The sequence below is a fragment of the Vibrio sp. 1CM24A genome (assembly GCF_023161725.1).
Taxonomy (GTDB): domain Bacteria; phylum Pseudomonadota; class Gammaproteobacteria; order Enterobacterales; family Vibrionaceae; genus Vibrio; species Vibrio coralliirubri.
On the sequence record NZ_JALNTS010000001.1, the window covers coordinates 892,942 to 908,134 of the forward strand.

The window sequence follows — 15,193 nt, forward strand, 5'->3', positions numbered from 1 at the left end:
CATTCGAATCTAACGGTGTTTGATGCCCAGATCAATGATACAAATCACAAAATATATAGAGTTTTGAGTACCATTTACATCAAAGTATGACCTAGATATCAACTATGGCTCAATTCAATCCTATGAGCCGCTGTTCAAAATTAAGGTTAGTTCTCTCAGATGACAAATTCATCTCAGTATCAATACAGTTCAATGATACTAATTTAATAGACCGGACCAACACGGATTTAGTTCCAGTGTCTTGTCATTTATTGATTACATCGCCTTAAAGTTACGGTGTAACTACAGATGCATTCAATGTGAGCAAATAATCGCCACATTAGCCTATACGTCACAACATCAAAATGGGATTATGTTTGTAACGGATAGAGCTTTTGATAGAAAAAATCCGTAATGGACCAAATTAAATAGACGTAATTAAATGGACGTAATTATGAGTAAAGTAATTCTGCAAGGGCATATTCTAGTGCCAGACAACGATCTAGAAGCCGTCACACAAGCCTTAGCTGTGCACAAAGAACTGACACTGGAAGAACCTGGTTGTATTGTGTTTCGAGTCAGTCAAAGCACACTTCAACCTAATCGCTTTGAAGTGTATGAAGAATTCACTAGCCGAGAAGCATTCGAAGCCCACCAACAGCGAGTAAAAGCCTCTGAATGGGGAGAAATCTCCAAGAACGTGACTCGTCATTATCAAGTCACCGATGTTCCGACATCATAATGATACATCCGCTAGCCAAGCGCATCGTCACGTTGATCAAACAAGATCCCTTACGAATGCAGGTTTTAAACTGTGTCGCTCAGTTGGATTTACCGCAGTGTTATGTTGCTGCGGGCTTTGTGAGAAACCTCGTTTGGGATCACCTGCATGGTTATGCCTTCCCGACCCCACTCAATGATATTGATGTGATCTACTTTGACCCTATTGATACCTCCTACGAATCGGACCTTAGATTCGAGGCTCCGCTTAAACAACGGTTACCCGAACTGAATTGGCAAGTTCGCAATCAAGCCTCCATGCACACCAGAAATGGGGATGAACCTTACCAAGGCTCATTGGATGCGATGAGTTACTGGCCAGAGAAAGAAACCGCCATCGCCGTAAAGCAAAGCCTCAATGGAGACGTCGAGTGTATTTCGTCTTTTGGTTTAGAGAGTTTGTTTGATTTGCAAATCACACCCAATTCAAAACGTAACCGAGATATCTTTGATCAAAGAGTGCAATCCAAAGGTTGGCTAACCCAGTGGCCTAAGTTAACGATTAGTCACAGTTAACTAGTGGGCGAGTTCAAATGCTAAAACCATTGACTAAAATCCCAATCAGATCGAACATGCCCCCACTTGTTAGCTTATTAAGTTAGTAATTAACCAACTCATCAACCACGCGTGGCGACTAACTGCTATGCTCTCTCGTCATACTGAGTAACGACCATGAACCAACAATACATGCTGCAAGCACTCGAAGCTTCGCGCCAAGCCTTACCTGATTGCCAACCAAACCCGCCAGTAGGGTGTGTTTTGGTGAAAGACGATAAGGTGGTGTCTGTTGGATACACGCAAAAAGTCGGCGGAAACCACGCCGAGGTTGAAGCGCTCAATAACTATAACGACAAAACGGACGGAGAAATGGAAGGGGTTACTGCTTACGTAACTTTAGAGCCATGTTCATTTGTCGGCAGAACACCCGCTTGCGCCAATACATTGGTTAAAGCAGGTGTAAAACACGTAGTGGTGGCGATGCTAGACCCTGACCCTCGCAATAATGGCCGTGGTGTTGCGATCCTTGAATCGCACGGCGTGAAGGTGGATGTGGGGTTATGCCAAGCGCAAGTAAGCGCCTTTTTAACCCCTTACCTTGGTAATTCCTAGATCTTAAACAGCCAGTGCTAGTTCAATTTCACGCGGTAAAGCGGATTGACTGGCTTATCGACAAAGTATGACCAAATATGATCGTAGACGGCATGTTGGTTGGGGAACGGCGCAAGTGCTTTCGCTTCCTCTAAATCGCACCAGCAGTACTCTGTATGTTCGTCATTCAGTTCAATCGCTTGGTTGGGTGGGCATAGCACTGCAAAGACAGGGATTAGCTGAATCACATTCACGTGCGCCTCGTAAAACTGCTCCAGAAACTGCGCGTTATACAAAGCTTCCACTTTAATTTGGGTCTCTTCTTCAAACTCGCGCACGATAGCCTGCCAGCCTGTTTCTCCCGCTTCAATCGAGCCCGCGACATGGCACCAAAACTCGCCCTTCACACGCTTCATTAGTAGCATTTTCATTTGTCCGTCGATCTCTGAAATAGCGACACCAGATACAATCGAAGTATTGAGTGGAATCATAACGTTACCTTAGGTTGAACAAGAGGGCGGCAAGGCTACCACCCTTCGTTTGTGAAGTTACCTTCTATGATTAAAAACGAGAAGTTACTCATCAATTAATGAAGTTCAAGCCATAGCTCATGGGTTCAGTGTTAACCATCTCGCTGAGCTATCCAGTAATAGAGCCATTTCTTATTTGAGGCGCTTTTCGATAAAGAGTAGAATCGCCGCCTTGTACTGTGTTTAAAGCCTTTAAACATACACAGTAGACTCACAACCATTTATCACCACGATATAAGTAGTAAGACGACAATATGCACTCATCCAAACCAACGCACGACTCAGAAAACAGCCACACACCTGAGCATTGCTTCACTCGCTTTCAACAGCCGATCGAGTCATATTCGTTGCCTGAGCGTTTCACCTTCCCGTTCTATTATGAACCACACGCACTGTGTGAAATCGCTTCTCATCAGCTTCAACAATATCTAGAAACTCAAACCGACTGGCAGCATGACTTCGGGCTAGATTCTGACGCTGGTCGCGGCAAAATGTTTGGTGTGTTGTTAGTAAGAAGCCCAGAAGGTGAATTGGGTTACTTCTCTGCTTTCTCAGGTAAAATCGCCGACCAAAACCTACTGCCTCACTTTGTGCCGCCCGTATTCGACATGTTGAGCAGCGATAGCTTTTTCCATCAAGACACAGCCGACATGATGGCTGTAAATGCGAAATTTAAAGCGCTGCAAGCAAACGCTGAATACCTTGAATTGTGTGAACAGTTAGCACAACAGAAAGCACAGGCAGAACAGGAGATCGAAGCGCAACGTTTGTTGATTATAGAAGGCCGAAAAACACGTAAAGAACAACGCGAACAAGGTAAAGAAAACCTTGATGAACAAGCCTTCGAACAACTGAATAATGAGCTTAACAAGGCCAGTGTTGCTGACAAGAACCAGCAGAAGTACCTAAAGCTCAACTGGGAACAGATCCTAAACGAGTTACAAATCAAAGTTGATGTGTTCACTAATCAATTAGCTGAACTCAAAGAGCAAAGAGCACTCCTTTCTCATCAGCTTCAACACAAGTTGTTTTCACAATACGCTTTCCAAAATGCGGAAGGAAACATTGAGGATCTCAACCAGATCTTTGAAGACACACCAAACAAGATACCACCAGCGGGTTCTGGCGAATGTGCCGCGCCCAAGCTGCTGCAATACGCGTATTTGAACGGTTACACACCGCTGGCATTGGCTGAATTTTGGTGGGGTCGCTCACCGAAGTCTGAAATCCGTAAACACAAGAAATACTACGCGTCTTGCCAAAGTAAATGTGTACCGATTTTAGGCCATATGATGAAAGGCCTAGAGGTGGATCCAAACCCATTGCTAGAGAACCCAGCAGAAGGAAAAGACCTCGATATCCTGTTCCAAGATGAACACATCGTTGTAGTACACAAACCAGCAGGTTTTCTATCCGTGCCGGGTAAAAACATTAAAGACTCGGCCTACACACGCGTTCAAGAAATGCACCAAGATGTTGAAGGGCCATTTGTTATCCACCGTTTGGATATGGCGACCTCTGGCATTCTGATATTTGCTTTAACACGGCGTGCGAACAAAAGCTTACAGAAGCAGTTCATTACTCGTGAAGTTGAGAAGCGATATGTCGCAATGATTGAAGGTGTGCTAGACCAAGATGAAGGCTATATTCGACTGCCATTGCGTGGTGACTTGTATGACCGCCCTCGTCAGATCGTTTGCTTCGAACACGGCAAGCCTGCAGAAACCAAATGGGAAGTGATTGAGCGAAACGAGCAAACCACTAAGGTTTACCTGCACCCTAAAACAGGCCGCACACACCAGTTACGTGTTCACTGTTCACACCAAGAAGGGCTCAACATGCCTATCGTGGGTGATGGCCTATATGGCAATAAAGCCGACCGACTGCACCTACACGCAGAAAGACTTGCACTGCACCACCCAGTCACCAAAGAGTGGATGGAGTTCCAGTTCGACGCTGAATTCTAAAATCTCTCATTAGTATCGAGCTTTAAAAAAGGAGTCACACCGCTTGTGGCTCCTACCTCTTTTGGGTATATCTCAACGCTTATTGCACTACATCAAGATTCACTTTGTTGTGAAGAGTAGCATGCCCACCTTCTTCTCTCCTTGAGGCCTTTGATATGTCATCAGCTGCTTTGAATATACAACCCAACACAACTACTTCTTCCGTGATCGCTTCGCAAGCACTAAGCTTGAAACCACTCACAGACAAAAAGCCAGACCTAAATTCAGCAATGCTGAGCCTAATTGAAGAAGTTAAAAATGAACTCCCTCTTTATGAGTCGGAGACGTTTATCTGTGGGCCAAAAGGAAACTGCTCGGGTTGCTCTAAGAAGCTACTAGAGATGGTCGACAGTGAGTTGATGTACTGGGAGCACAGTATTTCAATTGGCCAAGGCCCCAACTTCGAAGAACTGCGCCGTTTTGGTAAGCTATGCAGCAGTGTTAGACGCGGTTTAGAGCGTAACGGTTTAGTCGAAAAACGGCCAAAGAAAAGATAACAAGCAAGTCGATAATCATTACAATGTGTCTTTGGCGATTACAAGCCACCCTGCTACTAACTGATTGAACTCGTTAGCTATAAAAGTAATAATGTTTTGTAATACAATTCAGTGCGCAGACCGACTTCGTAGATTCGGACTCATAGAAATAAGTTCATCGATACTTTCACCATATTCTTGAACGACTCTATCCTTCTTGTCTGACGTGCCTTAGTCTTCTGTATATCAATATCACATCAATTAGAAACCTATCTTGGACAACGGAGAGCCACCTTGAAGAGACCACAACCAGTACTGGGAAAGATCGGTATGCTATTTTTTCTCGTCATAATAAGTGCTTTCCCTCCATTGACCATCGACCTTTACTTACCTGCGCTTCCGCAGATGGTCGAGGTGTTTAATACTGACCGATCAATGGTCAACCTAACCCTGAGCAGCTACTTCGTTACTTACGCCATCGGTCTTTTGTTCTGGGGGCCGCTCAGCGAAAAATTTGGTCGTAAGCCGATCCTATTAATTGGATTAGCGGGTTATATGGTCGCGAGCATATTGTGTGCGATGACCAATAGCATCGAACAGTTAATTGGCGCTCGTGTATTCCAAGCCTTTGCTGGCAGTGCTATCACCGTTATCGCTACCGCCATTGTCAAAGATCTTTATGACGGCCGAGAACGTGAAAAGATCATGGCGACTATCATGTCACTGGTGATCATCGCGCCAATGGTTGCGCCTGTATTTGGTGCCTTTCTACTGAAAATTGCTTCTTGGCGAATGATGTTTGTCACGCTCGCCATTTTTGGTGCATTTGCGTCAGTATTAGCTTGCTGCTACCGAGAAACACTCGAAAACAAATACCAAGGTTCTATATTCCGCTCATGGGGAAGAATGGGCGTGGTCATGAAAAACCGCTCGTTCGTCAAGCTGCTGGTCATTTTCTCTATCATACCGATGGCGTTGATGGGCTTTCTTGCGGCGGGTTCTTATATCTACATCGATCACTTTGGATTGACCGAACAACAGTTTAGTTACGCGTTCGCATTCAATGCATTGTGTGCCTCATTTGGTCCAACAATCTACATGAAGTTGTCCTACCGAATGCCGGTTCAAAAGGTCATCTCAGGATGTTTTGCTCTGCTGGCGCTTGCCGGAATCTTCACCCTAACCATTGGTGACCTGTCCCCTTGGTTCTTTATGTTCATCGCTGCACCAGCGACACTGATGGCGATCATCATGCGAGTACCGGGTACCAACTTGATGTTGAACCAACAAGATCATGATACGGGCTCTGCCGTCGCACTGATTCAGTTCTTCAGCATGATTTGTGGATCGCTTGGCATGGTATTAGTTTCAATCCGCCCAGAGTCACTGATTGAAAACCTAGGCTTTATCCAATTATCCATCGGTACGCTAGGCGGCCTGATGTGGCTGATGGTCAGAAACAAAGAGTTCGTGACTAATAAGCTGAATTAAGCCCCTCCAAGATAATCACTGACAGTACCAGTCGATAAGCCTGAGGAATGGTGACTAATAAAAATCATTCCTCAGATAGAAATCTAGAGCGAAACCTTGATGGTGTTAAGCCTATGATTTTCATAAAGACTTTTCGGAAGCTGTTTACGTCCTCATAGCCAACTAGATAACTAATCTGCTCAACTGGTTTATGGGAGCTTTCCAATAACTCGCATGCACTTTGGATACGCACGTGTTGGATATAATTGATAGGCGTAAAACTGGTCGCTTTGGTAAATTGTCGGATAAATGTTCTTCGAGTCATGAAGGCTTCTTCTGCCAATTGATCGAGCGACAAAGGGAGATGATGATGCTTTTGAATAAAGCGCTGTACCGAGACAATCTTGTCATTGCCGTGAGCATAATTCGGCACAAAACTCTGATAGTAGCGCTGCTCTCTCAAGCCCGTATCAAGCACTAGGTATTTACCGAGATTACGAGTATTGGTCGGTGTTGTGTATTTAGTCAGGATAAACAGAGCCAGATCCATCCACGACATCAAACCACCTGCGGTGATAATGTCAGCGTCATCGATCAAGATTTTGTCGACATCAACATCGACCTCAGCATACTGCTCCGAAAACTGTTGCTGCGCTTTCCAATGCGCTGTCACGGTTCGTCCTTGCAACAAACCCGTTCCCGCCAAAATAAACACGCCTGCGCAAGCAGAACACAGGATCGCCCCACGTTGATGAGACAGCACAAGGTAGTCCAACAGCCCTTCATCTGGCTCTAGGTAGTATCTGCCATCTAAGTTTGGCGGCACTAAAATGATGTCAGCCTTTGAGTTCTCAAGTGGTCCGTTGGTCGACATAGACAAGTCGTCGTGAGGCTTAATTTCAACATGAAACTGAACCTGCTCATTGGAAGACTCAATGCTATTCGCCAACTGAAGAAACTCTTTCACTCCAAACACGGCACTTTGCAAAGAGCCTGGGTAGTCGATGATTTCGACCACAACTGATTTTGTCACTATTGCCATAGAGTCTGTCATTTTTGACGTGCGATAAAAACTACAGAGTATTCATAATATCCCTACACCGCAACACACCAAATACAAAGGTATAGACTATGAAGAACACTGCATTACTACTTATCGACTTTCAAAATGACTATTTCCCTTCATACGAGGGTGCAAAGTGGGCACTGTCTGAAACAGAAAAGGCAGCCGAAAAAGGTGCTCAGTTATTACAGGCTTTCAGAGACAAGCAACTACCAATCGTTCATGTGCGCCATGAATTTCCAACCAATGAAGCACCCTTCTTCTTACCAGATTCAGACGGTGCTCAAATCCACAACAGCGTGACTCCGCTAGAGGGTGAACCTGTTATCGTAAAGCATCAAATCAATAGCTTTAAAGATACTGAACTGAACAAGGTGCTAAAAGATCAAGGCATTGAGAAACTGATCATCGTTGGCGCAATGAGCCACATGTGTATTGATGCGGTGACTCGTGCAGCAACCGATTTAGGCTACGAATGTCACGTAGCGCATGATGCTTGCACAACCTTAGACATGGAATTCAACGGTATTAAGGTTCCCGCTGCGCATGTCCATGCAGCGTTCATGGCCGCATTGAGCTTTGGTTACAGCAATGTCGCGACAGCCAGCGAACTTGAAAGCCAACTTTAGTAAAGCTCAAAACCGTCCACATGGGCGGTTTTGTCTATATTCAAATCAGAATTAGCTTCCAAACAATTCGTTCAGGCGCAAAAAAGGCCCCTTTCGGAGCCTTCTTATTAGAGCCAGTGATCACTCAGTTTGGTCAATTACTACTAAGCGTTAGCCACTTTACGCGCTGGGTGTTTAATAAACACAGCGACTACAGCCACGATTGCAAGCGCGAAACAGTAGTAAGAGTTAGACACGATCTCTAGCGGCGATAGGTTAAACACAGAGCCCAATAGCAACACCTGAGCACCGTAAGGCAGTACGCCTTGAATCACACACGAGAAGATATCCAATAAGCTTGCAGAGCGGCGTGGAGATACATCATTCTCTTCAGCTAATTGGCGAGCCACACTACCAGAAACAATGATTGCTACCGTGTTGTTTGCCGTACATAGGTTCACCATTGATACTAATCCTGCAATGCCTAGCTCACTTGCGCGGCCATTCGCTTGCTTAGAGTGAGAAGAACCAAATGCACGAATCAAACCGCTCACTAAGTTAGTCAGAAACGCTAATCCACCTTGGCGACGCATCAGCTCACTCAAACCACCAATCAGCATCGACAGTAAGAAGATCTCTTGCATGTTGCCAAAGCCTGCGTAGATATCTTGAGCGTAATCCGTCATAACGTAGTTCTCAATAGAACCTAGGCTCACTCCACCCGCTAGCAAGATACCAATCGTCAACACAACGAACACATTCATGCCCGATACCGCAAGGATTAGAATAGTGATGTACGGAAGGACTTTCAGCCATTCAATTGGGCCCGTTTCAGGTACCTGAGTCGCCGTGCTGTTGAAAGCAAAGATAACAATCGCGATAAGTGCAGCAGGAAGTGCAATACGGATGTTCTCTTTAAACTTGTCTCTCATCTCACAGCCTTGCGAGCGAGTCGCGGCAATCGTGGTATCAGAGATGATTGAAAGGTTATCACCAAACATAGCGCCACTTAGCACTACGCCAGCGGTTAGAGGAATACTCATGCCAGCTGAGTCAGCAATACCTAGTGCAACAGGAGCAACCGCAGCGATAGTACCCATAGAAGTACCCATTGCCGTCGCAATGAACGCCGAAATAAGGAAGATGCCCGGTAGGATCATGCTCGTTGGGATAGCAGATAGACCAAGGTTTACCGTCGCGTCCACGCCACCAGAAGCTTTAGCCACAGCAGCAAAAGCACCCGCCAATAGGTAGATCATACACATTGCAATAATGTCTTTGTGACCCACACCACCCAAGAACTGCTCGATCGCACGGTTCAATTTATCTTTGCTCAATAGCAGCGCTAACATCACGGCAGGAAGAGCCGCAATCGGAGCTGGAAGCTGATAGAAAGCAAAATCGACGCCTTGTAGCGACAGGTATGTACCCACGCCAATAAACAGCGCAAGGAAAACGATCAGAGGGATAAGCGCCACTGCTGAAGGGGCAATTACCGCGTTAGAATTTTTTGAATTGGACATGGAACGACAACACAATAGAACAGGAAGGAGAGCAGACTAATGTCACACTTAGAACTTGTCAACGTCTAGACGTCTAAACGCCTAATTTAATGCAAAGTAATAAGAACCCTATTGAGCATCACGTAATAAAAAAGGCTATTTACTCATCAGTAAACAGCCTTTCGATAACAGATAGTGCGCCGCTAGAAGTTAGCGTTTCTGCTTGAACGTCACTTGGTATTCGCCAATGCCTTCGTAGTGGAAGGTCGTTGGCTTATCGAATTCCATTTCCACGATACCGCAGTAAGAGCCCGTGATAATAGCTTCACCCGCTTGGAAATCGACACCACGACGCGTCATGTAGTTAATCAGCCAGTAAATTGGGCTTGGTGGCAGTGTATTCGGGTGCTTACCGTCGAATGCTTGAACTTGCTCGCCTTGAGTCACTTCAATACTGATCTCTGCAGAAGTGAACGCTTTTTCGCGATCAATCTCAGGGCCAATGAATAGACCTTGGTTTACTAGGCCATCGGCCAGTTTTTCATAGAACTCAGCGCCGCTGTCATCCGCAAAACGAGACTGCATTAACTCAAGTGCCATGTGACAAGAACCAATCGCTTCGTTGATTTGCTCTTCGCTGTAGCCTTCTTGGTTTGCAGGCAGACTCTTAGCAAGAGTAAATGCAATTTCAGGCTCAACACGCACTACATCGTTGTCTGCAAACAGTTCACAAACTTCGCCTTGTTGAACGCTGCCCGAGAAGATTGGCGCAACAACAAACTTGTCTTCAGCCAGAGGAAGTAAGCACTTCCAACCGCCGACTTTATCGCTTTTCAAATCGATCATTGAAGATTGGATCTTTAGCGCATCTTCCAAGTTATTCGGACGGTACTGTTCGTCCAATCTTGGTGCTTTGGTGCCAGCAACGCGACGACTCAACAGTTCTTCAGCTGCTTGCTTAAATACATTTGTCATATAATATCACCTTTAGTTTTATGACCAGTATAATATCGGATTTCTTAAAGCTTGAATAGACAATTCAACAACGGTGCTACACCGAAAATTCAGCCATCAATTTTCGCATATTCTAGACGCAAACAACTGAAATTATTTTGATTTAAAGACAACAAAAGCCAGTAAGTTCGTTACTGGCTTTTCGATGTGTTACTGATGATTAGGCTTTACTGCCCTTTCAAGGTCTTCTTAAGGTTTTGCATGAAGTCTCTGAAGTGAGGCATAAAATTAACAAACAGAGGATGCTTTCTATCTTGCATCATCAATGGGCCGAGTAAGCGGATACTCACACCCAGTCGTGCTGCTGATTGCTCATCTAAGCCGCTGTCTTGTTTGATCTTCTCAACAATCGCGAACAAGTTTTCTCTGTCTTCAATTTCAAACTGCATGGTTTCAAGTTCGCGGTCTTCTTTAACGCTCACTTCTTCAATAGTGATGCGGTAGTTATTGTGTTTGCCTGTAAATGCTTTCATGTGGATCTCCTACAATGCTGTGAAATGTTTTGGCTAGCTCTTCATGAATCGTTCTAGCTTAGGTTTAACCGTCATCGACATTACGACCATGATCGTAAGGCCAATAGGAAGCGCGGCAATAAATCCATTAAACCATCCACTGGTAAACGCCGATGTATCCGAAAATCCAATATTATTTGCCGCTGTTACAAATGCCATCATGGACTCCATAATGAATGCCATGATCAGTCCTACGATCAGGTTGCGAACTTTCTCGCCATAAGTTGTGAACACTCTAGCAACGGCTTTGGTAACTAAAGCCATCATCACCGCGCCCATTGGCATCATGATCACGACAACAAGGGCTAACGAAGAAAGCCAGTTGCCAATAAATGCCTCGCCGAATCCGACATTCATGTAAGTCATCACGGCCGTTAAACTGCCGCCAATCGTTAGCATTAAGCTCATCATGACCAAAATTTTGTATAAAACCGGTGTGCCTTTTTGCTCAGGAAGAGTTGGCGTTAGAGTTGCTTGAATCGTCATATCTATTTCCTGTCTTGAATTTACGAACAATTAAGTTGATAATGTCAACTATAAATACAGTAGTTGATAATGTCAACTATATTTCTAAGGATCGTTTATGTCTGATAACACATCGCTAGAATCAATCTTTCGTCTAGTGCACTCTTTGAAACGTCAAATGAGCGAACAGATTGAGAGCTTAGACTCAGAGATCGCACCTATGAACATTCGTGTCATGAAGATCATTACTAAGAAGTCTCCATGTACCGCTATCGATATCGCACACTTCCTAGATCGTGATAAAGCACAGGTCACTCGGCTTATTAATGCCTTGATCAATCAGGAACTTGTGAAAAAGTCTCCGAACCCGGAAGACAAGCGCAGCCAGTTATTGGTTCTGACTGATAAGGGTCAAGAGATCATGAGTAAGGTCTCGGATATCGATCGAGACATGCTGAAGAAAATGACCAAAGGCATGGCCGAAGACGAGTTAGAGCAATTCAGAAAAATTGCGAAGAAAATGGCGCAGAACTTAGAAAGCTGATCTTCAAAATAAAACGAAAAAACGCCACCGAATCGTAAGATCGGTGGCGTTTTTTGTATAAGTTGGCTTGTACTGCTTAGTGGTTTAGCTATGCCTATTGGGATGACAACTCTAATTCGATGTTAGTTTCCACCATGCCTGAACAGGTACCGGCTCTGAGATCACCAAACGTTCACCCATCACAGGGCTTACCATTTGTACATCTCGCTCTTTGCTTATCGCCAGTGCTTGTTCCATTGGGTCTTGCCAATCGTGCATAGAAAGGTCGAAGGTACTGTTGTGGATTGGCATCATCACCTTACCTTGCAGATCAATGTGTGCCTGAACACTCTGTTCTGGGAACATATGAATATCCGCCCAAAGTGAGTTATACGCACCCGTTTCAACCATGGTTAAATCAAACGGCCCAAAACGGTCGCCAATCTCTTTAAAGCCCTTGAAGTAACCAGAGTCACCGCTAAAGAAGACTTTTTTGTCTGAAGCGTTAATCACCCAGCTACCCCACAGTGTTTGGTCACGATCAAGCAAGCCACGTCCAGAGAAATGCTGTGTCGGCGTCAACGTGAACTCAATGTCTGAGGCTGTTGCTGATTCCCACCAATTCAATTCGATGATCTTCCCTTTATCCACGCCCCACTTTTCCAATAGTGCGCCAACTCTTAATGGCACTAAGAACGTCCCCACTTTGTCGGCGAGCACCTTAACGGCACCTTTGTCTAAATGGTCGTAGTGATCGTGGCTGATCACCACCACATCAATATCGGGTAGGTCTTGCAGTGTGATTGGTGTCGGATGAAAACGCTTTGGTCCCATCCATTGCACTGGTGATGCTCGATCACTGAACACAGGGTCAGTCATCACTAACTTGCCATCCAGCTTCATCATCACGCTTGAGTGACCTAAGCGGTAAGCAACGTCGTCTTGTTCTTCGATCAATTGCTCAGCTGTCATTGGAATCAAAGGCAATGCAGCGCGCGGCACTGGCTCGTTTCTTTCCACAGTCACGTATGCTTTCAAGATTGAAAAAATATCAGACATACCCGATTTGTATTCCAACTCACTGTTAGCAAACTTCTTTGGAAGCTTATCTAGATTGTCGTTTGATTGTGAACCTGTGCTTACGATAGCGACCACGGCAAGTACTCCTAAAATCGGTAATAGATATTTTTTCATTGGTATCTCTTCATCGGTTGGGATAGACCCAACACATAAACTACACCGACTAGTTTACATACCAAAACAAAAAAGTAAACCGAAGAGTGTAATTTTAATTTATCTAGACGTGAGCGTGCCAAAGTCGATTTTGGAGAAACCGACTTTGAAAACGAATTAACTTAGTTATTTAGCTAGTAAGAAAGGTTAATCAGCAGACCATACATTCTTGAAATCTGGCCATCCCCAGTTGGTGATGGCTACGTTTTTCAGAATCCCTTGGAAACGAACGGTCTGTAAGTGATGGAACATAGGCACTAACCAATAATCTGAGATCAGAGTAGACGCGATAGGTTCTAGCTCTGCCAAGTAATTAGGCAGTTCCACGGATGCTTTATGACTATCCAAGCGCTGCTTGAGCCAATCGCTGTTCATCTCTCCTAAAGCAGAGTGCAAAACAGGATCGTTCATCATCCAAGAGAACAGCGAAGACGGGGCATTATCATCGAGGTTGAGGTTACACAACACCAAGTCCTCCTTTAACTCTCTACTCTGAGACAGCTGCGCCAACTCTCGAAAACTGTAGGTGTTCACCTCAACTTCCACACCATATCGTTTGAGTATGTCGGATACGCAAATCGCACATCGATACAACGCATAATAGTCGTAAACCGCAATGCTCATCTTTTTCGGCAGTTGTGCTTCTTTCGAAGGCGTTCGATACAATTTCTTCCAACTTGGCAGTATATTTTGAGCTAAAGAGACACTAAACAAACCCTTGTTGTGTTCCAGCTGAGACAAAATCGCTTGTGGGTTGGTCAGTTCTGAAAGGTATTTGCGCTGCTCATTATTTAGTGGGCTAGCCGCTGAGTTCTGATTGAATAGGATAAACAGACACCCATCCTCGACTCGGCTACGAAGGCCGTCTGTGTCTGCTGAAACAAGTTCCGCATCGCTTTTGCCTAATTGATGGAAGCAAGAAGAATCTTCATAGGGCGATACGTGCATTTGGCTATCATCGAATCGAGCAGTGCCCGTCATTGATTCCTCAAACTGCCAGATGGTCACCTCATCGGTTAACGAGCGGCAACCATAATAGTGTTCAAATGCGGCGAGTTTGATTCGTTCATTGTTGGTCTCAACCACTTTAAATGGGCCGGTTCCAATAACAGCGTGGGACACAGAACTTAATGGAGACGGTTCACGGGTGACTTGCGCTGCGGGTTGAATCGAATATTTAACGCCAGCAAGTAAACCAGCAAAGCCGGTATCTGCTTTGGTGAGTTGAAAGCTGATCCTCAATGGCTGCTCACTGTAAACCGAAGCGACATGGGCGAGCTCTGTCTGATAGAAAGGTAAGGTTTGCAACGCAGAAAACATCGAAACTAATTGCTTAGCATCCACAGGTTGCCCGTCATGGAAAGTAAGTCCCGGGCGCAGATAAAAAGTCCAAACGAGCTTTTCAGCATCATATTGCCAATGATGCGCCAGTTCAGGCTTCAACTCGCCTTTGCCATTACAAGTCACTAAACAACTGAACACTTGCCTGATCAAAAATCGCTCACTACTACGATGAATATGATGCGGAAACAGGTCTTCGAACTTACGTTTGTAGGTTAATTGGACGTGCAGTAACCCTTCGCGCATCGTCGCACCGGATGTTTCTTGGAGAAGAGAGCCAAACACCGCGCGGTCATTATCCAAAATAGAGAGCGCTTTTTCGTACTTACCCTGCTCTATAAGCTTGCTGGCAACATGTTGAGTCAGTTGTTGATTGCTAAAGCGCAATGTCAGGTTTGAACGTTGATTCCTGCCAACTTTTGGCTCCCACACCACCCATTCAGCCTGATGCATCTTGCCGAGTAAGGTTCGTGCATGGCGCAAACTGGTAAACAGCTTGTCTGCCACCTCAGTCAAAGTCACCGAGTGTGAGATGTTTGGCTCGAACGAATCCAGCCGAGTGTAGTAACGCATCATGTTTAGATCAGACAAATAATGAACCT

Annotated in this window: 16 protein-coding genes; 8 read left to right on the forward strand and 8 right to left on the reverse strand. The window is 45.0% G+C overall.

Annotation, left to right across the window (positions count from 1 at the left end; translation table 11 throughout):
* The first annotated feature begins 433 nt into the window (after nucleotides 1-433).
* From MSG38_RS03725 to MSG38_RS03735, 3 genes are all read left to right on the forward strand, one after another.
* A complete protein-coding gene (locus tag MSG38_RS03725; protein ID WP_248383947.1) occupies nucleotides 434-721 on the forward strand; it encodes an antibiotic biosynthesis monooxygenase in 288 nt (95 codons plus the stop codon).
* Nucleotides 721-1,275, forward strand: coding sequence for a nucleotidyltransferase family protein (locus MSG38_RS03730; RefSeq protein ID WP_248401019.1), 555 nt, complete (start codon nucleotides 721-723; stop codon nucleotides 1,273-1,275). Before MSG38_RS03725 ends, MSG38_RS03730 begins: the two co-directional genes overlap by 1 nt.
* A 156-nt stretch (nucleotides 1,276-1,431) precedes the next feature.
* Complete coding sequence (locus MSG38_RS03735; protein WP_248401020.1) at nucleotides 1,432-1,869, forward strand: bifunctional diaminohydroxyphosphoribosylaminopyrimidine deaminase/5-amino-6-(5-phosphoribosylamino)uracil reductase RibD; 438 nt, start codon at nucleotides 1,432-1,434, stop codon at nucleotides 1,867-1,869.
* Nucleotides 1,870-1,886: 17 nt separating this feature from the next.
* Here the strand turns inward: MSG38_RS03735 and MSG38_RS03740 are convergent, their stop codons facing one another.
* Complete coding sequence (locus MSG38_RS03740) at nucleotides 1,887-2,339, reverse strand: NUDIX domain-containing protein (protein ID WP_004729933.1); 453 nt, start codon at nucleotides 2,337-2,339, stop codon at nucleotides 1,887-1,889.
* A gap of 293 nt (nucleotides 2,340-2,632) precedes the next feature.
* On the opposite strand from MSG38_RS03740, the gene MSG38_RS03745 reads away from it, so the two are divergent.
* The 3 genes from MSG38_RS03745 to MSG38_RS03755 all read left to right on the forward strand — a co-directional run bounded on the left by MSG38_RS03745 (nucleotide 2,633) and on the right by MSG38_RS03755 (nucleotide 6,351).
* Entirely contained in the window at nucleotides 2,633-4,345 is a 1,713-nt protein-coding gene (locus MSG38_RS03745; protein ID WP_151407759.1) for an RluA family pseudouridine synthase, read from the forward strand.
* A 155-nt stretch (nucleotides 4,346-4,500) separates the two neighbouring features.
* Complete coding sequence (locus MSG38_RS03750; RefSeq protein ID WP_076676346.1) at nucleotides 4,501-4,881, forward strand: hypothetical protein; 381 nt, start codon at nucleotides 4,501-4,503, stop codon at nucleotides 4,879-4,881.
* Between the two features lie 309 nt (nucleotides 4,882-5,190).
* On the forward strand, nucleotides 5,191-6,351 hold the full coding sequence (locus tag MSG38_RS03755; protein ID WP_065677369.1) for a multidrug effflux MFS transporter: 1,161 nt from the start codon (nucleotides 5,191-5,193) through the stop codon (nucleotides 6,349-6,351).
* 64 nt (nucleotides 6,352-6,415) lie between these two features.
* On the opposite strand, the gene MSG38_RS03760 is transcribed toward MSG38_RS03755, so the two are convergent.
* Nucleotides 6,416-7,372 (reverse strand): helix-turn-helix domain-containing protein, encoded by a 957-nt coding sequence (locus tag MSG38_RS03760; protein ID WP_248401021.1) that lies wholly within the window; start codon nucleotides 7,370-7,372, stop codon nucleotides 6,416-6,418.
* 89 nt (nucleotides 7,373-7,461) lie between these two features.
* Here MSG38_RS03760 and MSG38_RS03765 point away from each other — a divergent pair, with 89 nt between their 5' ends.
* Nucleotides 7,462-8,022 (forward strand): cysteine hydrolase family protein, encoded by a 561-nt coding sequence (locus tag MSG38_RS03765; RefSeq protein ID WP_248401022.1) that lies wholly within the window; start codon nucleotides 7,462-7,464, stop codon nucleotides 8,020-8,022.
* Nucleotides 8,023-8,165: 143 nt separating this feature from the next.
* Here MSG38_RS03765 and MSG38_RS03770 read toward each other — a convergent pair whose 3' ends face one another.
* The 4 genes from MSG38_RS03770 to MSG38_RS03785 form a co-directional block, all read right to left on the reverse strand.
* A complete protein-coding gene (locus tag MSG38_RS03770; RefSeq protein ID WP_248401023.1) occupies nucleotides 8,166-9,524 on the reverse strand; it encodes a Na+/H+ antiporter NhaC family protein in 1,359 nt (452 codons plus the stop codon).
* A gap of 189 nt (nucleotides 9,525-9,713) precedes the next feature.
* Nucleotides 9,714-10,478, reverse strand: coding sequence for a hydratase (locus MSG38_RS03775; protein WP_017069213.1), 765 nt, complete (start codon nucleotides 10,476-10,478; stop codon nucleotides 9,714-9,716).
* A 206-nt stretch (nucleotides 10,479-10,684) separates the two neighbouring features.
* On the reverse strand, nucleotides 10,685-10,990 hold the full coding sequence (locus MSG38_RS03780; RefSeq protein ID WP_248401024.1) for a DUF3861 domain-containing protein: 306 nt from the start codon (nucleotides 10,988-10,990) through the stop codon (nucleotides 10,685-10,687).
* A 33-nt stretch (nucleotides 10,991-11,023) separates the two neighbouring features.
* A complete protein-coding gene (locus tag MSG38_RS03785) occupies nucleotides 11,024-11,515 on the reverse strand; it encodes a DUF2798 domain-containing protein (protein WP_050621769.1) in 492 nt (163 codons plus the stop codon).
* A gap of 97 nt (nucleotides 11,516-11,612) precedes the next feature.
* Here MSG38_RS03785 and MSG38_RS03790 point away from each other — a divergent pair, with 97 nt between their 5' ends.
* Nucleotides 11,613-12,038, forward strand: coding sequence for a MarR family winged helix-turn-helix transcriptional regulator (locus tag MSG38_RS03790; RefSeq protein ID WP_050649739.1), 426 nt, complete (start codon nucleotides 11,613-11,615; stop codon nucleotides 12,036-12,038).
* A 111-nt stretch (nucleotides 12,039-12,149) separates the two neighbouring features.
* On the opposite strand, the gene MSG38_RS03795 is transcribed toward MSG38_RS03790, so the two are convergent.
* Both MSG38_RS03795 and MSG38_RS03800 read right to left on the reverse strand, forming a co-directional pair.
* The gene (locus tag MSG38_RS03795) at nucleotides 12,150-13,211 is read right to left on the reverse strand and encodes an MBL fold metallo-hydrolase (protein ID WP_248401025.1); all 1,062 of its coding nucleotides are present in this window, start codon (nucleotides 13,209-13,211) and stop codon (nucleotides 12,150-12,152) included.
* Nucleotides 13,212-13,397: 186 nt separating this feature from the next.
* Nucleotides 13,398-15,182 carry an SgrR family transcriptional regulator gene (locus MSG38_RS03800; protein ID WP_248401026.1) on the reverse strand — a complete coding sequence of 595 codons (1,785 nt, stop codon included), beginning with the start codon at nucleotides 15,180-15,182 and terminating at the stop codon, nucleotides 13,398-13,400.
* Nucleotides 15,183-15,193 lie beyond the last annotated feature (11 nt).